The sequence below is a fragment of the Gelidibacter maritimus genome (genome assembly GCF_014062315.1).
GTDB lineage: Bacteria > Bacteroidota > Bacteroidia > Flavobacteriales > Flavobacteriaceae > Gelidibacter > Gelidibacter maritimus.
On record NZ_JACGLT010000012.1, the window covers coordinates 12640 to 36357 of the forward strand.

Annotated in this window: 18 protein-coding genes; 1 reads left to right on the plus strand and 17 read right to left on the minus strand. The window is 39.4% G+C overall.

The features are described 5' to 3' along the window. The first annotated feature begins 8 nt into the window (after window positions 1-8). Window positions 9-1127: a 3-isopropylmalate dehydrogenase gene (gene leuB / locus H3Z82_RS14095; RefSeq protein ID WP_182206149.1), complete on the plus strand. Its 1119-nt coding sequence runs from the start codon at window positions 9-11 to the stop codon at window positions 1125-1127. Window positions 1128-1181: 54 nt separating this feature from the next. Here the strand turns inward: leuB and argH are convergent, their stop codons facing one another. From argH to H3Z82_RS14180, 17 genes are all read right to left on the minus strand, one after another. Further along, window positions 1182-2471 carry an argininosuccinate lyase gene (gene argH / locus H3Z82_RS14100; RefSeq protein WP_182206150.1) on the minus strand — a complete coding sequence of 430 codons (1290 nt, stop codon included), beginning with the start codon at window positions 2469-2471 and terminating at the stop codon, window positions 1182-1184. Window positions 2472-2589: 118 nt separating this feature from the next. Beyond that, window positions 2590-3651 carry a M20 family metallo-hydrolase gene (locus H3Z82_RS14105; protein ID WP_182206151.1) on the minus strand — a complete coding sequence of 354 codons (1062 nt, stop codon included), beginning with the start codon at window positions 3649-3651 and terminating at the stop codon, window positions 2590-2592. After that, on the minus strand, window positions 3648-4424 hold the full coding sequence (gene argB / locus H3Z82_RS14110; RefSeq protein WP_182206152.1) for an acetylglutamate kinase: 777 nt from the start codon (window positions 4422-4424) through the stop codon (window positions 3648-3650). Before argB ends, H3Z82_RS14105 begins: the two co-directional genes overlap by 4 nt. A gap of 86 nt (window positions 4425-4510) precedes the next feature. Further along, on the minus strand, window positions 4511-5446 hold the full coding sequence (locus tag H3Z82_RS14115) for an N-acetylornithine carbamoyltransferase (protein ID WP_182206153.1): 936 nt from the start codon (window positions 5444-5446) through the stop codon (window positions 4511-4513). 395 nt (window positions 5447-5841) lie between these two features. Then, window positions 5842-6990, minus strand: a complete 1149-nt coding sequence (locus tag H3Z82_RS14120; protein WP_182206154.1) for an aspartate aminotransferase family protein — start codon at window positions 6988-6990, stop codon at window positions 5842-5844. Further along, the gene (proC, locus tag H3Z82_RS14125; RefSeq protein ID WP_182206155.1) at window positions 6987-7787 is read right to left on the minus strand and encodes a pyrroline-5-carboxylate reductase; all 801 of its coding nucleotides are present in this window, start codon (window positions 7785-7787) and stop codon (window positions 6987-6989) included. The genes H3Z82_RS14120 and proC overlap by 4 nt, the downstream gene beginning before the upstream one ends. A 69-nt stretch (window positions 7788-7856) precedes the next feature. Then, window positions 7857-8834 (minus strand): N-acetyl-gamma-glutamyl-phosphate reductase, encoded by a 978-nt coding sequence (gene argC, locus H3Z82_RS14130; protein WP_182206156.1) that lies wholly within the window; start codon window positions 8832-8834, stop codon window positions 7857-7859. Beyond that, complete coding sequence (locus H3Z82_RS14135; protein ID WP_182206157.1) at window positions 8831-10021, minus strand: argininosuccinate synthase; 1191 nt, start codon at window positions 10019-10021, stop codon at window positions 8831-8833. Before H3Z82_RS14135 ends, argC begins: the two co-directional genes overlap by 4 nt. After that, window positions 10018-10635: a GNAT family N-acetyltransferase gene (locus H3Z82_RS14140; protein ID WP_182206158.1), complete on the minus strand. Its 618-nt coding sequence runs from the start codon at window positions 10633-10635 to the stop codon at window positions 10018-10020. The genes H3Z82_RS14135 and H3Z82_RS14140 overlap by 4 nt, the downstream gene beginning before the upstream one ends. Before the next feature lie 346 nt (window positions 10636-10981). After that, window positions 10982-12562, minus strand: a complete 1581-nt coding sequence (locus tag H3Z82_RS14145) for an NADP-dependent glyceraldehyde-3-phosphate dehydrogenase (RefSeq protein WP_182206159.1) — start codon at window positions 12560-12562, stop codon at window positions 10982-10984. Window positions 12563-12571: 9 nt separating this feature from the next. Then, a complete protein-coding gene (gene ilvA / locus H3Z82_RS14150; protein ID WP_182206160.1) occupies window positions 12572-13837 on the minus strand; it encodes a threonine ammonia-lyase IlvA in 1266 nt (421 codons plus the stop codon). 71 nt (window positions 13838-13908) lie between these two features. Then, window positions 13909-15411, minus strand: a complete 1503-nt coding sequence (gene ilvC, locus H3Z82_RS14155) for a ketol-acid reductoisomerase (RefSeq protein WP_182206161.1) — start codon at window positions 15409-15411, stop codon at window positions 13909-13911. A 13-nt stretch (window positions 15412-15424) separates the two neighbouring features. Next, on the minus strand, window positions 15425-15955 hold the full coding sequence (ilvN, locus tag H3Z82_RS14160) for an acetolactate synthase small subunit (RefSeq protein ID WP_182206162.1): 531 nt from the start codon (window positions 15953-15955) through the stop codon (window positions 15425-15427). 128 nt (window positions 15956-16083) lie between these two features. Continuing rightward, the gene (gene ilvB, locus H3Z82_RS14165; protein ID WP_182206163.1) at window positions 16084-17820 is read right to left on the minus strand and encodes a biosynthetic-type acetolactate synthase large subunit; all 1737 of its coding nucleotides are present in this window, start codon (window positions 17818-17820) and stop codon (window positions 16084-16086) included. Between the two features lie 45 nt (window positions 17821-17865). Further along, window positions 17866-19545 (minus strand): dihydroxy-acid dehydratase, encoded by a 1680-nt coding sequence (ilvD, locus tag H3Z82_RS14170; RefSeq protein WP_182206164.1) that lies wholly within the window; start codon window positions 19543-19545, stop codon window positions 17866-17868. After that, window positions 19542-20441 (minus strand): branched-chain amino acid transaminase, encoded by a 900-nt coding sequence (locus tag H3Z82_RS14175; RefSeq protein WP_182206165.1) that lies wholly within the window; start codon window positions 20439-20441, stop codon window positions 19542-19544. The genes ilvD and H3Z82_RS14175 overlap by 4 nt, the downstream gene beginning before the upstream one ends. 687 nt (window positions 20442-21128) lie before the next feature. Next, window positions 21129-23708 carry a phosphoenolpyruvate carboxylase gene (locus H3Z82_RS14180; protein WP_182206166.1) on the minus strand — a complete coding sequence of 860 codons (2580 nt, stop codon included), beginning with the start codon at window positions 23706-23708 and terminating at the stop codon, window positions 21129-21131. Window positions 23709-23718: the final 10 nt, after the last annotated feature.

The window sequence follows — 23718 nt, forward strand, 5'->3', positions numbered from 1 at the left end:
AGGAATTTATGAAATTAAAAATAGCTGTATTGCCAGGAGATGGCATAGGACCTGAAGTAACCGCACAAGCTGTGAAAGTATTGAAAGCGATTGCCCAAGAATTTGATCATTCGTTTCAATTCAAATACGCATCAGCAGGTGCTGTTGCCATTGATGAAACTGGAGACCCGTTACCAAAAGAAACGCTCGATGTGTGTAAAGCCACTGATGCCATTTTGTTTGGTGCCATTGGCGATCCAAAATATGATAATAATCCGGATGCTCAAGTGCGTCCAGAACAAGGGTTACTTAAATTGCGCAAGGAGTTGGGTTTATATGCCAATATCAGGCCGGTTAAGGCTTATGATACGCTTTTGGACAAATCGCCTTTAAAAAAGCAATTCATAAAAGGCACTGATATTTGTATTTATAGAGAGTTGACCGGAGGCATATATTTTGGTGAAAAAACATTAAGCGAAGACGGTAATACCGCTTCTGACCTATGTGTGTATTCACGTTCAGAGATTGAACGCATCACGCATTTGGCCTTTAAATCGGCTCAATCCAGAAAGCGTAAAGTGACCTTGGTAGATAAAGCCAACGTTTTGGAATCATCGCGTTTATGGCGAAAAGTAGTGACCGAAATTTCACAAGAATACAAAGACGTAAAACTCGACTACTTATTTGTTGATAATGCTGCCATGCAGATTATTTTAAATCCGAAACAATTTGATGTCATCTTGACGGAAAACATGTTCGGCGATATAATTAGTGACGAGGCAAGTGTTATTGGCGGCTCTATTGGCTTGTTGGCCTCTGCGTCGGTTGGAGATTACTTTGCCATGTTTGAACCTATTCACGGCTCTTATCCGCAGGCAAAAGACTTGGGCATCGCCAATCCGATTGCCTCAATTTTATCTGCAGCCATGTTGTTGGATCATTTTGAGTTATATGAAGAAGCCGAATTGATTAGGGAAGGAGTGGAACGTTCGTTAAAATTAAACATTACAACACCAGATCTAAATACCAAATTCAATCATATCTCGACCACTAAAGTGGGCGATTTTATTGAAGATTTTATAAATAATCCGAAAGACACTAATATGAATTTTACAAACATTCATTTAGGACAATCTACTATTATTTAAAGTTAATTTAGTTAGTCAGAATTATTAAATAGTAGATCTTCAGAAAAGCATCCATCACGGATGCTTTTCGCATTTTGGAAACTTTGTTTTTATTTCATCTAAGCATAAATTCCCCATACTGCCTTTATGCGTGTGTTCTTTTGACGTATCCGGTTTATAAGTCCCTTCCTGGACTTGTTGCCCAATAACTTGATAGGCTTCTCGGAAACTCATTCCACCTTCTACCAAGGTATTCATATTATCTACCGTAAATAGATACTGATATTTTGCATCGTTCAAATCAATGTTCTTGACTTCTATTTGCTGAATGGCATAGTTAAAGATATCTAAGATATCCTTGACGTCATTGATGGCAAGAATCATATTTTCTTTCAACAACTGATAATCGCGATGATAGCCACTTGGAAGGTTATTGGTGATCAGTATCATTTCCGTCTGTAAGGCTTGAATTTTATTACACTTACCACGAATCAGTTCAAAGACATCAGGATTCTTTTTATGGGGCATGATGCTGCTTCCCGTAGTCAATTCATCAGGAAAGGTGATAAAACTGAAATTCTGGCTCATATACAGACAGATATCCATTGCAAAACGCGCCATAGTGTTGCACAGGCTGCCCAAAGTTAGAGCAATGGTACGTTCACTTTTACCGCGAGCCATTTGGGCGGCAACCACATTGTACTTGAGAGTGGAAAATTGCAATTTTTTGGTCGTCAATTCCCGATCAATTCCGAAAGAACTCCCATAACCCGCCGCTGAGCCTAATGGATTTTGATCCACGGTTTTTAGAGCTGCATTAAGTAGATACACATCGTCAATCAGTAATTCTGCGTAAGCAGAAAACCATAAACCAAAAGACGAGGGCATGGCCACCTGCAAATGTGTGTATCCTGGCAGTAAGGCTTTCTTGTGGGTTTCAGCCAAGTCTAGCAATGTGTTGAAAAACACTTCTGTTTTATCGTAGATGATACCGATATTTTCCTTGTAATAAAGCTGTAGCGCCACCAAAACCTGATCATTTCTTGAACGCGCCGTATGGATTTTTTTTCCGACTTCTCCCAAGGTTTTGGTGAGTTCAAATTCTATTTTAGAGTGCACATCTTCAAATTGTGAATCGATGGTGAACGTCCCCTCTTCAATTTGTTGTGCTAAGATTTCTAATCCACCTTCTAATTGCACTAATTCGTCCTTCGATAAAATCCCGATGGATTGAAGCATTTTGGCATGAGCCAAAGACGCCTGAATATCATATTTGGCAATGTGTAAGTCAATTTCTCGGTCGTTTCCAACAGTAAATTGCTCTATTTTTTTATCAATACTAATACCTTTATCCCAGAGTTTCATACAAAAAATTTTAATTCTTAAAATTTCAGAATAAAGAATAAAGACCGCTTCGCTGTTAGAATAAAGACTGCACTTAAAGCGCGAAAATCTTTGTTCTTTTGTCTCTATCCTTTGTTCTTTACAATATCTTATTTAATAATTTGATATAAATTTCAATCCCTTCCTCAATCTCACTAATATAAATAAATTCATCAGCGGAATGCGATCGGGTGCTGTCACCAGGCCCTAATTTTAACGACGGACAGGTTAAAACCGCTTGATCTGAAAGGGTTGGCGACCCGTAAGTTCCACGACCCAAAGCGATACCCGCCTGTACCAAAGCATGTTCTTTTGGAATGGACGATGAGTTTAATCGTAAACTTCGTGGAACAATGCTGTCGCATGGCGCTTCCTTTTGGAGGATTTCCACAATTTCAGCATTTGTATAACAATCATTTACACGCACATCCACCACCAAATCCACTTCGGCAGGTACGGCATTATGTTGTTTTCCGGCTTTTATTTGCGATACGGTCAATTTAACCTCACCTAAGGCATCTGACACCTTCTCAAATTTATAATCTTTAAACCATTGCAACACCTCAATACAATTGTAAATGGCATTATCATCATTTGGATGCGCCGAATGACTTGGCGTTCCTTTTACCTTGGCATCAAAAACCACAAGGCCTTTTTCGGCAATGGCCAGTTGCATCAAGGTAGGTTCACCTACAATGGCCACATCAATTTTTGGGATAACATTCAACATGCTGTTCAGCCCATTCGGACCGCTGCTTTCTTCCTCAGCGGAAGCGACAATGACCAAATTGTAGTTTAGGTTTGGTTGCTCATAAAAATACGTAAATGTGGCGATTAAAGAAACCAAGCAGCCACCCGCGTCATTACTTCCCAAACCATATAATTTGCTGTCTTCAACAATAGCCTTAAAAGGATCTTTGGTGTATGCACTATTCGGTTTGACAGTATCGTGATGGGAGTTGAGCAATAAGGTGGGTTTTGAGTCGTCAAAATGTTTGTTTATTGCCCAAACGTTGTTGACGGTCCGATTATATTTGATATTAAATTTTTGAAACCATTGCTCTATCAACTTAGCGGTATTGTCCTCTTCAGATGAAAAGGAAGGGATTTCAATCAAGTTTTTCAGCAATGCAATGGCATCTGTGGTCAGTTTTTGTATCATTTGGTAATGGTTGTAAAATTAGCCTTATCGTCATAGAGCATTTCTGGTTTTCCGATGCAGACTTTATAAACATTTTTCTCAATGGCATGAACACAATTGTTCAGTTTTGGAAGCATGCCGTCAACGATGACTTTATCATCAATTAAATTTTGATAGGATTGGGTAGTGATCTCTCTGATTACCGAATTTTCATCAGACACATCTCTCAAGACTCCGTTTTTCTCAAAGCAATAATATAACTCCGTTTGATAGTATTTGGCAAATCCAATGGCCAGTTCAGAAGCGATGGTGTCGGCATTAGTGTTTAAAAGTTGTCCTTTTTTGTCGTGGGTCAATGCGCAAAATACTGGGGTCACCTTGTGTTCCAATAAAACTTGCAGTGTTTCGATATTCACTTTTTTGACATCGCCTACAAATCCGAAATCGATGGGTTTTACGGGACGCTTTTTGGAAATAATGGTGTTGCCGTCTGCACCGGAAAATCCGATAGCGTTACAATTTTTTGATTGCAGTTCTGCCACTATATTTTTGTTGATTTTTCCAGCATAAACCATGGTAATGAGGTCTAAAGTGGCCTTGTCGGTAATACGTCTACCATCAATCATTTTCACTTCAAGACCCAGTTGATTGGCCAATTGTGTGGCTAATTTACCACCACCGTGAATCAGGATCTTAGGCGAGTTGATAGTTGCGAATACCTCCAAAAAAGAAGACAATGCCGCTTCATTATCAATGATATTACCACCTATTTTAATAATTTTTAATGTTTTCATTTTATGCCAGTCTTTCGACTCCGCTCAAGATAGACTTCAACGGTTTTTTTTAATTTTTCATCCTATATTTGAAACCTGTCTGGTCTCTATAGTCTTTCTAATATTTGTTTCAAAACCACCTGCGCCGCAAAAGTTCTATTGTTGGCCTGTTTGATCACTACGGAATTGTCACCATCTAAAACCGCATCTTCCACCACCACATTCCGTCTAACCGGTAAGCAATGCATGAATTTGGCATTGCCCAATTTTTCTTTGGTCATCATCCAATTGGGGTCTTGATTTAAGACTTTTCCGTAGTCTTTATAATTGCTCCAGTTTTTCACATAAACAAAATCGGCGTTTTTTAAAGCTTCTTCTTGATTGTGATTAATTGGTGTGTTTTTGGTGATGTTCTCATCAAGTTCATAGCCTTCCGGATGGGTGATGGTCAAATCGACGTCCATCTTTTGCATCATTTCAACAAACGAATTGGCCACAGCTTGTGGCAATGCTTTTGGATGTGGCGCCCATGACAACACAACTTTTGGTTTGTGCTTTTCAGAAAGCTCAGTTATGGTAATTGCATCAGCCAAAGCTTGCAAGGGATGCGCCGTAGCACTTTCCATATTCACAATTGGTACCGTGGCATATTTTATAAAACTATTTACAATATACTCGGAAGCGTCCTTAGCTTTATCGGTAAGCGTTGGAAACGCACGGACCGCGATAATATCGGCATATTGTGAGATCACTTGGGCGGCTTCCTTGATGTGTTCAGAGCTGCCTGCATTCATGATGCTTCCATCTTCAAATTCAATATTCCAAGCGTCATTGATATTGAGAATACTCACGTGCATTCCTAAATGTCGCGCTGCTTTTTCTGTGCTCAATCGAGTTCTTAAACTTGAGTTGAAAAACAACATGACTAAAGTTTTGTGCTTTCCCAAATCCGAAAATTCAGAAGGTTGCATTTTGAGTAAAATAGCTTCCTTTATCATCTCTGAGAGGTTGGAAATATCATTTATTTCGGTGTATTTTTTCATCTTTATTTCCCGTCTTTCGACTCCGCTCAAGATAAACTCCAGCGAGAATCTTTTTAATTCGACTTAATCTCTTCTATAAACCACCAAGTTTTTGAAACCTTGGAGATTGATATGTCGTCCTTACAGGACTTTGGGTATTTGTTTATGCGTTTTCTAATATATTTCGCCCCTTCAGGGCTTTTATGGTTTATCAATTCGTTTTCTATTGATATTCCACCCCTTCGGGGCTGTTCTCTAACCTCGCGATTCAAATAGTTATCGGGAGGTGATCTCATTATATCTGCGATCCCGATTGCTATCGGGAAGGTATTTATTAATTTTCTATTCAAACCTACTTGCAGGTTGGTGCGTTGTTTAAACCTCTCAAGTTTCAAAAACCTGAGAGGTTCGGTTCGTTATTGCTGACTCCCATTCATTACCATTAACTCCTGTTTCAAGGCTTCAAAAAACAAATCGATATGTTTTTTCTGAATCGTCAATGGTGGAAGAATTCTGATTAAATTAGGATTTTTAGCACTTCCGGTAAATATCTTATGGGTGTGGATGAGTTTTTTTCGCAATTCTGCCACTGCAAAATCAAATTCCAATCCCAGCATTAATCCGCGTCCCTTAATGCTTTTTAAATGGGGTAGGTTTTGGGCTTTCTGAATAAAATACGCCGACATCTCCTCAGCATTTTCCATCAAATTTTCGGATTCCAAAACTTTTAGTACGGCTAAAGAAGCTGCACAAGCCAAGTGATTGCCACCAAATGTAGTTCCTAACAATCCAAACGAGGCTTTAATATCTGGGTGGATCAAGATGCCACCAATTGGAAATCCGTTGCCCATACCTTTGGCCATGGAAATAATATCTGGTGTCCACCCGTATTTTTGAAATGCAAAGAAATCGCCGGTTCTTCCAAAGCCAGATTGGACCTCATCTGCAATTAACATGACGTTGTACGTTCTGCATAACTTTTCCAAACCTTGGTGAAACGCCTCTGTACTTTCATCCAATCCACCCACACCTTGGATGCATTCAATAATAACGGCACATGTTTCCTCTTTTTTCAAAATGTTTTCTACGGCTTGCAAATCGCCCAAAGCCACAAAATCCACGTGTTGTTGTGCGTTTAATGGGGCAACAATCTTTGGATCATCAGTGGCGGCAACGGCTGCTGAGGTACGTCCGTGAAAGGAGTTCTTAAACGCAAGGATATTCTTCTTTCCTGTGTGAAAAGACGCTAATTTGAGCGCGTTTTCATTGGCTTCAGCACCAGAGTTACATAAAAACAATTGGTAGTCTTGGCATTCTGAAATGCGCCCAAGTTCTTTGGCTAAGGATTCTTGCAGCGGATTTTGAATGGCATTGCTATAGAACCCCAGATTCTTTACTTGATTCGAAATAGCCGATACATATTCTGGGTGTGAATGGCCTATGGAAATTACGGCATGGCCACCGTATAAATCTAAATATTCGACGCCTTGATCATCAAAAACAGCAAGGTCTTTGGCTCGTACCGGCGTGATATCAAAAAGCGGATAGACATTAAATAAACTCATACTTGTTCTTTTCTAATATTACTGATTTTGTTGTAAGAAGCTATCATTCCTTGTATCAACGACGAACTTAAACCCTTGTGCTCCATTTCATTTAAGCCCTCAATGGTACAGCCTTTTGGCGTGGTCACCCGATCAATTTCCTCTTCTGGATGATGACCATTGGCAATCAATAAACTTGCGGCACCTTCACTGGTATGCATGGCCAATTCTTGAGCTTCCTTGGCGTCAAAACCTAATTGAATGGCGGCTTGCGTGGTGGCGCGAATCAATCGCATCCAAAATGCAATCCCACTGGCACACACTACTGTTGCAGCTTGCATTTGGGATTCTGGAATGACCAATGAATGTCCTAAGCGATTAAAAATAGCCTCTGCAACTTTAATCCGTTTGGTCCCTTTAAGGTTGCTACAAATACAGGTCATTGATTTGCCTACCGCTATCGCCGTATTTGGCATGGCTCTGATAATAAATTGATCAGCACCAACAATAGTCTCGATTTTATCAATACTAAATCCGGTGACGGTTGAAATCAGTACATGATTTTCAGTAAGAAGAGAAGAGATTCCTTTTAAAACACCTTCTAAATGTGATGGCTGAACGGCTAAAATGATGATATCGGAGTTTTTAACGGCCAATGCGTTGTCCGTGGTGAGGTTTACGTTTTTGTATCCGTCAAATTCAGCGATGCTGTCCGTGTTTCTTTTCGTGAGATAGAGCGTTGTGATCGCATTAGTATTAATCAAACCTTTTGCGATTGATTTTCCTAAATTTCCTGTTCCTATTATTGCTATTTTCATACTTGAAATGTGTTAAGACCGGTCAGGTTTCATCCCTAAAATTTTCGGGACTGACAGGTTTAGGTAATATTAAAAAAAGTTCGCTTTTAATTTTAATCCTTGCGATTCTTCATAACCAAACATCAAATTCATGTTTTGAATGGCTTGTCCCGAAGCCCCTTTCAATAGGTTATCCACAATACTCGTGATTAACAATTTGTTGTCGTACTTGTATAAATGAAGGAGGCATTTATTGGTATTGACCACTTGTTTTAAATGAATTTCTTCGTCAGAAACAATCGTAAATACTGCATCTTTATAATAGGTTTTATACAAACTTTTGGCATCCTCCAAACTTCCGTCAAAATGGGTGTAAGCCGTCGTAAATATTCCTCGTGAAAAGTTTCCGCGATTGGGCACAAGAATGATTTCGGAAGTCGCATCTTTTTGCAGTGCAAAAATGCTTTCATTGATTTCTCCCAAATGTTGATGCGAAAAGGCCTTATAATGCGAGAAGTTATTGTCTCGCCATGAAAAATGGGTCGTATCAGACAATGAGGTTCCTGCGCCCGTTGCACCTGTAACGGCGTTGACGTGGACATCGTTATTTAAAAGATGATGTGCAGCCAAGGGTAAAAGTGCCAATTGAATTCCCGTAGCAAAGCATCCAGGGTTTGCAATATAGTCAGCTTTTTTAATGGTCTCTTTGTTCAATTCCGGCAAGCCGTAAACAAAATGCATGTCTTGAAAATCACGATCTTTTTCCAATCTGAAATCATTGCTTAAATCGATGATTTTAGTTTTGGACGAAAACTTGTGACTTTCCAAAAATGCTTTTGAATTGCCATGCCCCAGGCACAGGAACAAAACATCTACCTCTGGATTGATAGTACTTGAAAACTCCAAATCGGTGCTGCCCACCAAATCCTGATGTACTTTGTGCACCTTATTTCCGGCATTGGAAGTGCTATAAATAAAATTGAGTTTTGTTTTTGGATGGTTCAAGAGTAGGCGGATCAGCTCGCCTGCCGTATAACCGGCACCTCCAATAATCCCTACGTCAATCATGATTCCGAATTTACTTGGTGATATATTTTATTCTGATTGCCAATTATTTTAATAAAGCCTTTGGCTTCATCTGAGGTCCATCCTTTATTCATTTCGCCATAGCTACCAAACTTGGCGTTCATCAAATCATGTTCAGAAGTGATGCCATCTAACATAAAATGGTAAGGTTTTAAGGTGACCACAACATCTCCTGATACGTTTTGTTGGCTGCTCTCTAAAAACGCTTCTATGTTGCGCATCACTGGGTCCAAATATTGGCCTTCGTGCAAATGCATGCCATAAAAACTTGAGAGGTATTCCTTATGCTGCAATTGCCATTTTGTAAGTGTATGTTTTTCCAATAAGTGATGTGCTTTTATCGTAATGAGTGCTGCTGCGGCTTCAAAACCAACACGGCCTTTAATACCAACTATGGTATCACCAACATGAATATCGCGTCCGATAGCATAAGCTGATGCCAAGGTATGTAGTGCTTCAATATTCTTCTCTGGTGAATTGGCCTGCCCATTGAGTGCTACAAATTGTCCTTTTTTGAAAGTCAAGGTTGCTTTTTCTGAACCTTGTTTCTCCAATTGAGACGGATAAGCATGTTCTGGCAAAGGTTTTTCTGAAGTCAATGTTTCTTCACCGCCAACGCTTGTGCCCCAAAGTCCTTTGTTAACGGAATATTTGGCTTTATCCCAAGACATATCTACACCATTACTTTTTAGATAATCGATTTCTTCCTGTCTGGACAATTTCAGATCTCTAATTGGCGTGATGATTTCAATATGTGGTGCCAAGGTTTGAAAAATCATATCAAATCGTACTTGATCGTTACCCGCACCCGTGCTACCATGGGCAATAAATCCGGCGTTGATACTTTTGGCATATTCAACAATTTCAATGGCTTGAATGATACGTTCCGCACTTACAGATAAGGGATAGGTATTGTTTTTTAACACATTTCCATAGATCAAATATTTGACGACTTTCTCGTAATAAGAAGCCACGGCATCAAGGTTTTTATAAGTGGCAACGCCCATTTTATAGGCATTGGATTCTATGTTTTTGATTTCTTCAGAAGTAAATCCGCCAGTATTGACACTTACCGCATGTACTTCATAGCCTAAGTCTTTACTCAAATGGACGGCACAGTAAGACGTATCCAATCCGCCGCTATAGGCTAAAACTAATTTTTTGCTCATGATTTATCTTTTTTTAAAAACAAATTCTGTTTAATCTGTTTTAATCTTTGAAAGGTCTTTGTTTTTACTGTTTTTGGCTCATCTCTATCTATGGCCTTCGGGTCGTAAAGCATTCCGGTGCACAAACACATACGCTGCTCCATACGCTGAAGAATGTCGTAGTTTTTACAGGTCTGACAGCCTTTCCAGAAACTCTGATCATCTGTCAATTCAGAAAAAGTTACAGGCTTATAGCCCAATTCACTATTCATTTTCATAACCGCCAATCCAGTTGTGATACTGAATATTTTAGAATCCGGAAATTTTTCTCTGGAATGCTGAAAAATACGTGCTTTTATTTTCTTGGCTAAGCCTTGTTCTCTATAGTCAGGATGTACTATCAATCCGGAATTGGCAACAAATTTGCCATGGCCCCAAGCTTCAATGTAGCAAAAGCCTGCAAAGGTATCGCCATCTAAAGCGATTACAGCATTTCCATTCTCTAATTTAGAAATGATATACTCCGGGGTACGTTTTGCAATGCCTGTGCCTCTTACTTTTGCTGATTCTGCAATGGTGTCGCAAATGATCTGAGCATAAATAACATGAGATTTATTAGCAATAACAATGTCCATTGTTTTGAAGTTTTGATTAAAAATAATTAAGATTAAGTTGTCGAAAAGAAGAACCGGACTCACCTAGGTTCCATAAATAGTACGCACCCTTAAGGGCGACGGAACAAAACAGGACATATCCTAAAACGGCTGTTAATTGTAACAACTGAATTTGAAAAGTAAATTATGTGTGGTGATGTGATCAAGGTGAAAAAATAAATATACGTTAGCGACTTCTTTTTAGGTTAGAATGCACAGCGTCTGCGCAATACCATTGCGGGACTTGATGGACGTATTTTATTTTTCATTATAAGCATAGATCAAATGTAACAATTAATTTAATATTTCAAATAATTTTTAACCTTTTTTAAAGAATATAGTCCGTACTCACAAAATTTGAGCCTTTACTATCTAATAAGTTCTTTAAAATGGCATTGTTATATGTATTGTCTTTAGAGGCTACAAAAGTCCGAATGGAAAAGGAACGTAAAGCGTCATGCACACTTAAAGTCGCCACAGCTGAATCTTTTCTGCCGGTAAACGGATAGACATCCGGTCCGCGTTGACAAGAACTATTTAAATTGACCCGACATACCAAGTTCACTAAAGTATCAATCAACGGCGCCAAGGTTTTGACATCACTTCCAAACAAACTCACCTGCTGTCCGTAATTGGATTCTGCCATATCGTCTAAAGGTTCATTGATGTCTTTAAATGAAAGTACTGGAATTACAGGGCCAAATTGCTCCTCTTGAAAAACGCGCATCTCTTTGTTGACGGGATACAAGACAGCTGGGAAAATATAGTTTTCAGTGGTTTCACCCCCTTTCTCATTTAATATTTTCGCACCTTTTTCAAGTGCATCATCAATTAACTCTTGTATGTATTGTGGTTTATCTGATTCAGGTAATGGGGTTAATTTAGCACCAGGATCCCAAGGATTGCCAAATTTTAAAGCGTCAACTCTTGCTGAGAACCGCTTATTGAATTCGTCAACGATATCTTCATGGACATAAACTATTTTAAGCGCCGTACAGCGTTGTCCGTTGAATGACGTTGTACCAGCGATACACTCATCGATGGCCAAGTCCAAATCAGCATCTGGTAATACAATGGCCGGGTTTTTAGCTTCCAAGCCCAAAACCAATCGTAACCTATTGCTTTTTGGATGTTGGTTTTGTAAGGCATTGGCCGATTTACTATTCCCGATAAGTGCTAGAACATCAACTTTTCCAGACTGCATAATTGGAGTTGCAACGGTTCTTCCACGTCCGTAAAGAATATTAACGGCACCTTTTGGAAAGCTGCTTTGGAAGGCCTCCAATAATGGCGAAATCAATAAAACTCCATATTTTGCAGGTTTAAAAATGACGGTATTGCCCATGATCAATGCAGGAATCAACAGTGCAAAAGTTTCATTTAAAGGATAGTTGTAGGGGCCTAAACACAAGACAACCCCAAGTGGTCCTCTTCTAATATGTGCGTAAACACCATCATTTTTTTCAAATTTGGCATTATCCCGGTCCAATTGCTTGTACTCTTCAATGGTATCATAAATATAATCTACCGTTCTATCAAATTCTTTTTCTGAATCAGGAAGGGTCTTGCCAATTTCCCACATGAGTAATTTTACAATTTCCTCACGTTTGGTTTTCATTTGGGTGACAAACTTCTCCATACAGTCAATTCGGTCTTTGACCTTCATGGTTGGCCATAACCCTTGACCTTTGTCATAGGCATTTACCGCAGCATCCAAAGCTTCTAAGGCTTCTTTTTCGCCTAAGGTTGGTATGGAGCCCAACAATGTAGGCTTATAGGTTTCTGTTGACGAAATAGTAGAATAAACTTCTGAGCTTTCTCCAGACCAGGATTTTAGTTCGCCGTCTACTAAATAGCTGTTTTGATGGATTAGTGATTTAATTTGATACTGTTCTGGAATATTGTTCATAAGATTGTTTTATACTAAAAATTGAAATAAATCTGGTTTATCGTTTAGGTAATCGCCATAGAAATTTCGACGTTTCATTTTGGAGATCAAAGGCTCTAAATCATCGGCTGATTTTAATTCTAATCCCACAACGGCGGCACCATTGTCACGATTTGTTTTTTTGGTGTATTCAAAATAAGTGATATCATCATCTGGGCCTAAAATATCTACCACAAACTCACGGAGTGCACCGGCACGTTGCGGAAACTTGATGATAAAATAATGTTTGAGATTGGCGTATAATAGGGCACGCTCTTTTATTTCGGCAGTTCTGGTAATATCATTATTGCTGCCGCTTACAATGCAGATGACGTTTTTCCCCTTGATTTCATCGGCGTACTGATCTAAAGCCGCAATACTTAAAGCACCTGCCGGTTCAACAATAATCGCATCTTTATTATACAGATCGAGCATAACTTCACAGACTTTACCTTCATCTACGGTGATCATGGCATCTAAATTCCGTTGACAAATTGCAAAATTTAGGTCGCCAACGCGTTTTACTGAAGCCCCATCAACAAAATTCTCAATTTTGTTTAACTCAGTATTTCGTTGATTCTGAATTGAGGTAGACATGGACGGTGCGCCTTTAGGTTCTACACCTATAATTTTAGTGTTTGGGGAAAATTCCTTGAACACAGATGACAATCCAGCCGATAATCCGCCGCCGCCAACAGGAACAAAGACATAATGGATGGGATGTTGGGCTTGGTCAATAATTTCGAGAGCCATGGTAGCTTGGCCTTCAATTACTTTTTCATCGTTAAACGGATGGATAAAAGTTTTGTCTAAGCGCTTGCATTCCTCCATTGCGGCAGCGTTGGCATCGTCAAACGTGTCGCCAACCAAAACCACTTCGGTATAATCCTCACCAAACATATTGACTTGCTCAATTTTTTGTTTAGGCGTGGGAGCGGGCATGAAAATAGTGCCTTTAATTTTCAATAACTTACAAGATAGAGCCACACCTTGGGCATGGTTGCCAGCACTGGCGCACACGATGCCATTTTCTATTTGCGTAGGGCTCAAGGATGCCATTTTGTTGTAAGCACCTCTCACTTTATAAGAACGCACCTGCTGTAAATCCTCGCGTTTAAATAATATGTTAGATTCAAATTCCTTTGAATAGCGCTTGCTAGTGGTCAACGGTGTGACCTCAGCAACATCTTGTAGTTTTCTGGCGGCTTCTTCAACCGCCGCCATAGTTGGGTAATATATTTTGGTTTCAATCTTCATCACAGTTCTTTAGAGGCAGGAGATTTCTCCTGCCTTTTATGTTAAACACATCCATGGGATGCTAAATTCTTTTATGCTAAAACTGAATCTTCAACTTCAGCATCAGTTTTTATAACTTTCATTGCGGTCATTGCTGCTCTTAATCGCTTCCCAACCGTTTCAATTGGATGGTTTCTGATGGCATCATTAACGGCAATTAGCTCTTGATTGTCAACTGCATTTGAGGTTGAAAACGACGTTCCAATCGTTTTTGGATCGACACTCTTCATGAAATCTACCAACAGAGGTTTGGCGGCATGATCAAATAAATAACAGCCGTATTCTGCCGTGTCAGAAATAACACGGTTCATCTCGAATAGTTTTTTTCTTGCGATGGTATTGGCAATCAATGGTAGTTCATGTAAGGATTCGTAATAAGCTGAATCTTCAATAATACCAGCACTTACCATAGTATCAAACGCTAATTCTACTCCCGATTTCACGAAAGCTACCATGAGTACACCGTGATCAAAATAGGTTTGCTCTGAAATATGATCGGTGGTCAATTCTGTTTTCTCAAATGCAGTTTCGCCAGTTGCAGCACGCCATTTTAAAAGATTGACATCATCATTGGCCCAATCCTCCATCATGGTTTGTGAGAAGTGACCGGAAATGATATCGTCCATGTGTTTTTCAAACAGGGGTTTCATAATGGTCTTTAATTCCTCAGCCATTTTAAAGGCTTTGATCTTTGCAGGGTTTGATAAACGGTCCATCATATTGGTAATCCCGCCATGTTTCAAGGCTTCAGTGATGGTCTCCCAACCCAATTGAATCAATTTAGCCGCGTAATTGGCATCGACACCTTCTTCAACCATTTTGTCGAATGCAAGGATAGAGCCCGTTTGAAGCACACCACAAAGAATGGTCTGTTCACCCATTAAGTCACTCTTTACTTCAGCTATGAATGAGGATTCCAAAACACCCGCTCTATCGCCTCCAGTAGCAACGGCATAGGCTTTTGCCTGTTCCAGACCTTTTTGTTCTGGGTCGTTTTCAGGATGTACTGCAATTAAGGTAGGCACACCAAAACCGCGCTTATACTCTTCGCGAACCTCTGTGCCCGGACACTTTGGCGCTACCATGATAACCGTAAGATCCTCACGAATTTTCGTGCCTTCTTCTACAATATTAAAACCATGTGAATAGCTTAGGGTAGCGCCTTTTTTCATGAATGGCATAACTGTTTTCACAACATCGGTATGCTGCTTGTCTGGTGTAAGATTTAAGACTAAATCTGCGGTCGGGATCAACTCTTCATAAGTGCCAGCGGTAAATCCGTTGGACGTTGCGTTTTTATACGACGCACGTTGCTCTTTAATGGCAGCGTCGCGCAAAGCATAAGAAATATCCAGACCGGAATCGCGCATGTTTAAACCTTGGTTTAATCCTTGTGCGCCACAGCCTACAATTACTATTTTCTTTCCTTTGAGTGCATTGATGCCATCTTCAAATTCTGAAGCCTCCATAAATCGGCATTTTCCTAATTGCTCCAATTGTAATCTTAACGGTAATGTGTTGAAATAATTTGACATTTTATTTTGATTTTTAATGTTGAAATGCTTCGAGCATTTTTGATATTTTCATTTCGTCCTTGGTCACAGCAATGCGTCCCGAACGGGTAAATTGCATGATTCCAAAAACACTTAATTCACGATGTAATAATTCTATTTCTTCTTTTCGACCAGATTTTTCAATGACAAAAAACTCTTTGTTCACGGTAACAATCCGCGCATTGCTTTCTTTAATGATGTTTTGAATTTGACGTTCGTCAAAAAGTAAATGCGATTTGATTTTAAACAAGCAAGACTCTTGATAGATGGTCTCTTCCTCGGTATGGTAATACGCTTTGATAACCTCAATTTGTTTCTCGATTTGACCAATGACTTTCTTTACGCGTTCTTCCGAAAGTTGTAATACAATGGTCCACTTTGAAACGTTTTCAATCTCTGAGGTGGAAATGTTAATGCTGTCCAGATTGAGATGGCGTCTTTGAAAAATAGCCGAGATACGATTTAGTAAACCGATGTTATTTTCGGTGTAAACAGAAACGGTATATAGTTTTTTTTCTTCACTCATTATTTTTGAATATTTGATGTTAGCGCACAGAAAATAGATTTGCGTTTTTTATTCACGTTTTAATCTGTATTCTTAGGCTCTTTTCTCTGTTAAATATGTTTTTCAAACGTTATGTTTTACACTTCCAATTATTCCAATCGCACATCAGAAACACTAGCGCCACTCGGAATCATAGGAAAGACATTATCTTCTTTTTCTACGGCTACCTCTAAAAAGTAAGGGCCTTCGGAAGTCATCATTTCTTCAACAGCTTTTTTCAAATCGGTTCTTTTGGTCACTTTTTGAGCATCAATATAATAGCCCTTAGCAATGGCAATAAAATCGGGATTGATCATTTCTGTCGATGCATAGCGCTTGTCAAAAAACAATTGTTGCCATTGGCGTACCATCCCTAAAAACTCGTTGTTTAAAACCACAATCTTAACCGGTACTTTTTGTTGAAATATGGTGCCCAGTTCCTGAATGTTCATTTGAAACCCACCATCGCCAATAATTGCAACAACATCGCGCTCTGGCGCCGACATTTTTGCACCGATGGCTGCCGGAAGGGCAAAGCCCATTGTTCCCAATCCGCCAGATGTAATATTACTTCTGGTAGTGGTAAATTCAGCATAACGGCAGGCAATCATTTGGTGTTGCCCAACGTCAGTTACAATGGCTGCGTTTCCTTGAGACTGGACATTGATCTCCTTGAGCACTTCGCCCATAGTCAGACCTTCCTTTGTAGGATGCAAATCGTCCTTGATTACTTTATTGTATTCTATAGCATAGAGATCTTTAAATTGTTGGTGCCATTCTGAATGGGAATTTGGATTTAGCAATGGCAATAGTTTTGAAAGACTGTCTTTGGCATCACCCAAAACAGCTACGTCGGTTTTTACGTTTTTGTCAATCTCAGCCGGATCAATTTCAAAGTGAATAATTTTTGCTTGTTTGGCATAGGTATCCAGATTTCCGGTCACGCGATCGTCAAATCGCATTCCAATAGCGATCAGAACATCACACTCATTGGTCAACACATTAGGAGCATAATTACCGTGCATTCCCACCATACCTACATTTAGTGGGTGTGTTGTTGGAACGGCAGAAGCACCAAGAATGGTCCACGCCGATGGGATGCCGGCTTTTTCAATAACTGCCATCAATTCCTTTTCGGCTTCACTTAAAATAACACCTTGTCCCCAGACAATTAATGGTTTTTTAGCTGAGTTTATTAAAAGTGCTGCGGCTTTCACATCGTCAATATCCGTTTCTGGAACAGGATTATAACTTCTAACGCCTTTGCATTTTTCATAGGAAAAATCGAACTCTTCAAATTGGGCATCTTTTGTAATGTCAATCAGTACTGGTCCTGGACGTCCGCTTCTCGCAATATAAAATGCCTTGGCAATGACTTCAGGAATTTGCGAGGCCTTGGTTATTTGATGATTCCATTTGGTAACTGGGGTGGAGATACCAATGATATCTGTTTCCTGAAACGCATCGCTACCCAATAAATGTGAGGCTACTTGACCAGTAATGCACACCAATGGTGTAGAATCTATTTGTGCATCGGCAATGCCCGTAATGAGGTTTGTAGCTCCAGGTCCGGAAGTGGCAATGGCCACACCAACTTTTCCTGAAATGCGTGCATAGCCTTGGGCAGCATGGGCAGCGCCTTGTTCATGACGCGCCAAAACGTGGTGAATTTGATCTCTAAATTTATAAAGCTCATCATAAACTGGCATGATGGCTCCGCCTGGATATCCATAAAGCAGGTCCACGCCTTCAGCTAGAAGACATCTGATGATGGCTTCGCTACCTGAGATACGTTCGGTAGTAGTTACTGATTTTTCTTCTTTATTCAATGTTTGTGTGTCTTTCATAATCTTACTTCAATTAATAAGATCCCTGACTGTGCAGGAATTTGTTTAGAATTCATCGGTAACACATCCTTTTGATGCCGATGATACTGTTCTTGCATATTTATATAGCACCCCTCGATCAAATTTTAACGCAGGTGCCTCCCATTTTGAGTGTCTGTCTTGCAGCTCTTCTTCTGATACTTCTAAGGTTATGGTGTTGGTTTCGGCGTCAATGATAATCATATCACCGTCCTTGACTAAGGCAATCGGCCCACCCTCTTGTGCTTCAGGTGTAATATGCCCCACCACAAAACCATGGGTCCCTCCTGAAAATCGTCCATCGGTAATCAATGCGACATCTTGACCTAATCCTGCGCCAATGATGGCCGCAGTTGGTTTTAACATTTCAGGCATTCCCGGACCACCTTTTGGTCCTTCATAGCGAATAACAACAACATCTCCTTTTTCTACCTTCCCATCTCTGATGCCATCGTTTGCTGCGTATTCACCTTCAAATACTTTAGCTTTTCCAATAAATCTCAAGCCTTCTTTTCCGGTTATTTTGGCCACACTTCCTTCTGGAGCTAAATTGCCATAGAGCATACGTAAATGTCCAGAAATCTTAATTGGCTTTTCTATGGGCATGATCACATCTTGGTCTTCTTTTAAATCGTCAACCTCCAGTAGGTTTTCTGCCATTGTTTTCCCGGTAACGGTCATACAATCGCCGTGGAGCATTCCTTTTTTCAGGAGATATTTTAAAACAGCAGGGATACCACCAACAGCATGTACATCTTCCATAAGATATTTACCGCTTGGTTTCAAATCGGCCAAAAATGGTGTGTTATCACTTATATTTTGAAAGTCTTTAAGTGTAAAGTCTATTTGTGCCGCTCTCGCAATGGCTAAGAAATGAAGAATTGCATTCGTGGAACCGCCAAGGATGGTGACCAGTCTAACGGCATTCTCCAAAGATTTTCTGGTAATGATGTCCGAAGGTTTGATATCTTTTTCCAATAAGAGTCGCATGGCCTCACCAGCCTTAACCGATTCTTGTTGTTTGTCTTTGCTTAAGGCAGGATTTGATGAATTAAAAGGTAAGGTCATTCCTAAGGCTTCGATTGCGGAAGCCATTGTGTTTGCAGTGTACATTCCACCACATGCACCAGCACCCGGACACGCTTTCTCAACTATATTTTGGTATTCGGTTTCTGACATGGTGCCCGCAACCTTGCCGCCCCATGCTTCAAATGCCGAAACGATATCCAATTTTTTTCCGTTGTGACATCCAGAGTCTATAGTGCCGCCATATACTAAGATGCTCGGACGATTCAATCGAATCATCGCCATCAAGGCCCCTGGCATATTTTTATCGCATCCTACTACAGTGACCAAACCATCATAACTCATGGCTTGTACGACAGTTTCCATAGAATCGGCAATAATATCCCGAGAAGGCAATGAGTATCGCATTCCTGGAGTTCCCATTGAAATACCGTCGCTGACGCCAATGGTATTAAAAATTAATCCGATGACATCTTCATTCTTTGTGCCTTCCTTCACCAATTTAGCCAAATCATTCAGGTGCATGTTGCACGGGTTGCCTTCATAACCTGTACTGGCAATCCCAATCATGGGTTTGAAAAAATCCTCCGTCGTTAATCCAATGGCATGCAACATGGCTTGTGCAGCAGGTTGCGTAGGGTCTTGGGTGACTGTTTTGCTGTATTTATTTAGATTACTCATAATACTTGTGATAATTTATTGTTTCGTTGCCCTAAAACTTCTTGTTGGTACAACTGCATTAATTTAAAACCTAGTGAATCGGCCCATTTTAGAGGGAACTCATAATCATCCAAAGATTTGAGACCAACAACTTCAGCTGCCGTTCCTGTAAAAAACGAACTATCTGCTTGCTTGAGTTCATCCAATTTAAAATGCTTTTCTTCAACTGGGATGCCTTCCTCCTTACAAATTTCTAAGATGGTAGAACGTGTAATTCCTGCCATAATGTTCCCTTTTTTAGGGGTATATAATTTCCCGTCTTTTTCCATAAAGATGTTGGCACCTGAACATTCAGCAACGTTGCCGTGCATATCCAATAACAATGCTTCATCATAACCGGCATCTTTAGCTTCATTGGTTGATAAAATAGAGTTGGTATAATGTCCGGTTACTTTAGCTTCAACAAAACAGGATTTTGGATTTGGACGTTCAAACGAAGAGGTCATCACACGCAATAATTTATCGCCCATCAATTTTCCCCATTCCCAGCACTGCATGGTCAAAACAGATTCTTTTGAAGTATATAACCCCATATTGGCACCGGTTGTGATTAACGGACGGATGTAGGCATCTGCCAGATTGTTGCGTTCTAATAAATCATAGGTAATAGCCGTCAGTTCTTCAACAGTATAATGGAAAGGGATGCCCATAACCTCAGCGCCATATTTGAGACGCTCGTAGTGCTCTTTAGCTTTGAAAATCTTGGTGCCTTCAGGAGTTTTATAAGATCTAATGCCTTCAAAAACTCCATTGCCATAGTGTAATGTTTGGCTATATAAATTACTCTTGGCTGTTTCAGGTTTTAAAAATTCACCGTTGTGGAAAATAACCGTTTGGTTGTTGGAATACGCGTTCATAATCATTTAAAGTTTTAAAAATACAATATCGAATGGTTTCAAGGTTTTGGATTTACTGTTTAAGACTAAACTCAGTGTTTGAGTTTGATGTTCATGATGTTGATGATCAGTTATTTAGGTCGATTTATTTATGACGTTCAAAATGCTAAACTTTCGCATTAAAAAAGCCTGTATCATAATTGATACAGGCTTTTTATGGAAATAGCATTCTGTATCAACTAACTGGAGTTAATAATAATCACGCTAATAATGATAATATTTTGATTCATAATTTTAATAATCTTTATTTATAATTGAGATCCCGCCATCCCGATAGTTATCGGGAGTGGGATTAGTTCAACTATCTGTTTTGAACTTATTACTTCGTAATTCTTCAAAACAGAATTGTACTAAAAAAGCCTTCCAATTAAGAGGAAGGCTTTAGTTATATAGTTAAACTTAATGTACCATTCCTCACCGTTGTGAAATAATCACAGCGCTAATAATAGAAATAATATTTAAGTTTTGTTTTTTCATTTGTCTGTCAAAAATCAAAATTTATTATCTTAAAACCTAATGTTTTTACGAAGAATATTTAAATATGTTTTTTATACTCATCGTTTTCTGATAAAAAATCAGCAACAAACATGTGGTTATGAGTTACTTAATTATTTTTCAATAGCAAGGCTTTAGAGGATGTACTTAATTTTAAGCCGAATTTCTACTCGCATTAATATTTCCAAATAAAGAACGCGTTACGATTTTCTCGTAAATTTTTATTTGTGCTTCGTCCCTTGGTGATTCTTTCTCCAATTCCTGAATTTTCTTTAAGGCATACTGTTGGATGGTCAAGAGTGGTAGTACAATAGACTCACGTATTCTAATTGAGGCTTTTCCAGAAGGTTCTTCCTGCATCAATTCAGTGTAGCCTGTTAGTTTTAGAATCAATCGTTTTGTGGTCAAGTATTCATCGTGGATAATATTCCAGAATTCGCCGTATTCAGGATCGTCAGACATGTATTTGGTCAAATCAAAGAAGGATTTTGAAAGAGACATCATACTGTTTTCGATCAAGGTTTTAAAGAAGCTTGAGGTTTTGAAGAGGTGCTGTACCTTTTCAAATTCATTGGCATCTTCATAATGTTTTAAAGCCGTGCCCACGCCAAAAAAACCAGGAACATTTTGCTTGAGCTGGCTCCAAGATCCAACGAAAGGGATAGCTCTCAAATCTTCAAAAACAAGTCCTTCAGATTTGCCGCGTTTGGTCGGTCTGCTTCCAATATTCGTTTTTGAATAATATTTCAGGGTACTCATATTCTCTAAGTACGAAATGAACTTAGGATGCGCTTTAAAATCGACGTATGCTTTATGGCTTAAGGTTGCCAAATTGCCCATGACCTCTCTGTTTTCTGGTACCATGCGTAAATCGGTATCACTTAAACTGTTGTGAATACCAGAACTGATCAACTGTTCCAAGTTATATTGTGATGAATCCAATGTTCCAAAATTGGAGCTAATGGTCTGTCCCTGTATGGTCAATTGTACTTCTTTATCTTCAATGGTTGGGCCTAATGAGGCATAAAAATTATGAGTTTTTCCGCCGCCACGAGCAGGTGGTCCACCTCGGCCATCAAAGAAAATTACGGTTACATCATACTTACGCGATACTTCGGTGAGACGTTCTTTTGCTTTATAGATAGCCCAATTGGCCATTAAATAACCCCCGTCTTTGGTGCCGTCACTAAACCCAAGCATAATGGTTTGTTTATTGTTTCTCGATTTTAAATGGGCGCTATAGGCCGGATTGGTATACAACTCTTCCATGACGAGATGCGCATTTTCCAAATCGGTAATGGTTTCAAAAAGCGGACCGATATCAATTGGCATTTCATCTTGGAAGGCAACGAGTTTTAACATGGCAAACAGTTGCATGACATGCAGTGTGCTTTGGTTGTTACTTATGATGTATCTGTTGCAAGCTTGTTCGCCATTACGCTCCTGAATGGTTTTGATCGCCTCAATAATCTCTAAGGTTTTGAGCGTTTCAGCATCTTTAATTATTGAAAAATCAATTTCTCCATTAACTTTTGATAACACCTCTACCTGTTCCTTTTCTGAGAGTTCTAAATAGTTTTTCGGAAAAATAGTACTGCCATTGTCCAATAGGGTTTGCACTAAATTTGTAAATACTTTGTCGTGTGCGCGACTGTCCTGACGGATATCCAAAGTTGAAAAATGGAATCCGAAGAGATGGATCTTGTTGAGCAAGCTGTTAATTTCAGAAATATATAGCGACTGATGTTTTTTGACAATAACCTCCTTAATAGAAATCAGTTCTGCTCTAAAAGATTCTAAAGTCAATTCAGAAGCATTCCCAATCATAAGTTCATAGAGCTCTTTTTCAAGGAATGACATACTATCTTCTATGCCTCTAAAAGTGAGTTTTCGTTTTAGACTTCTCACATCTCTATAGTAATTCTTAATGATAGTTTCCTTTAAACGTGCAGCTACTTTGAGTGTAATTTCAGGGGTTACAAAAGGATTGCCATCTCTGTCGCCGCCTGGCCAAAATCCGATATTGATGATGTTATTGTCAATTTGTTTGCCGTCAAATACATTTTCTTGGATGTAGTCAAAGATTTCGCCAAATGATTTGTAGAAAACGTTCTCTAAATACCAGATTAAACTGACCGCTTCATCGTAAGGGGTTGGTTTTTCACGCTTAAAGAAGGGTGTTTTTCCTAATTGTGCCAATAAATCGTTGATGCGCAGTAAATCGTTTTCTCGAATGGCTTCAGTGAGGTCTGTAATAATTCCCAAAACTGAACCTGGATAAAATTGTGTAGGGTGAGCGGTTAGAACGATTCGCACCTTAAACTCTTCCAAATATTTTTTTAGGAGATCCAATTTATTGTCGGCAGAAACACTTTCCTTCAAACTTCTTAGGGTGCCAATTCCATCCATATTATTAACAACTGGGAATGCGGCATCTTCTATGGCATCAAACAATACGACTTGTCGCTCAATGTATTGGATGAAACGAAACAGCAAGTTGATTTGGCTTTCTGGACTACGTCGGGCTTGGTATTTTTTGAAAAAGGAATTGACTATCGTGGTAGGGTCATCGCCGGCATTAAAGCCTTTTTGGCAAGTCTCATGAAATAATGGCAATAGGACACCGGTTTTCGTGACGGCATCAAATGGCAAGGTCATGAAAATTCCGTTATAGATTTGATATTTTGATAAAACACTTTGATTAAAGCGTGTTAATTTTGGTTGTTTTGACATTTTTAAAAAT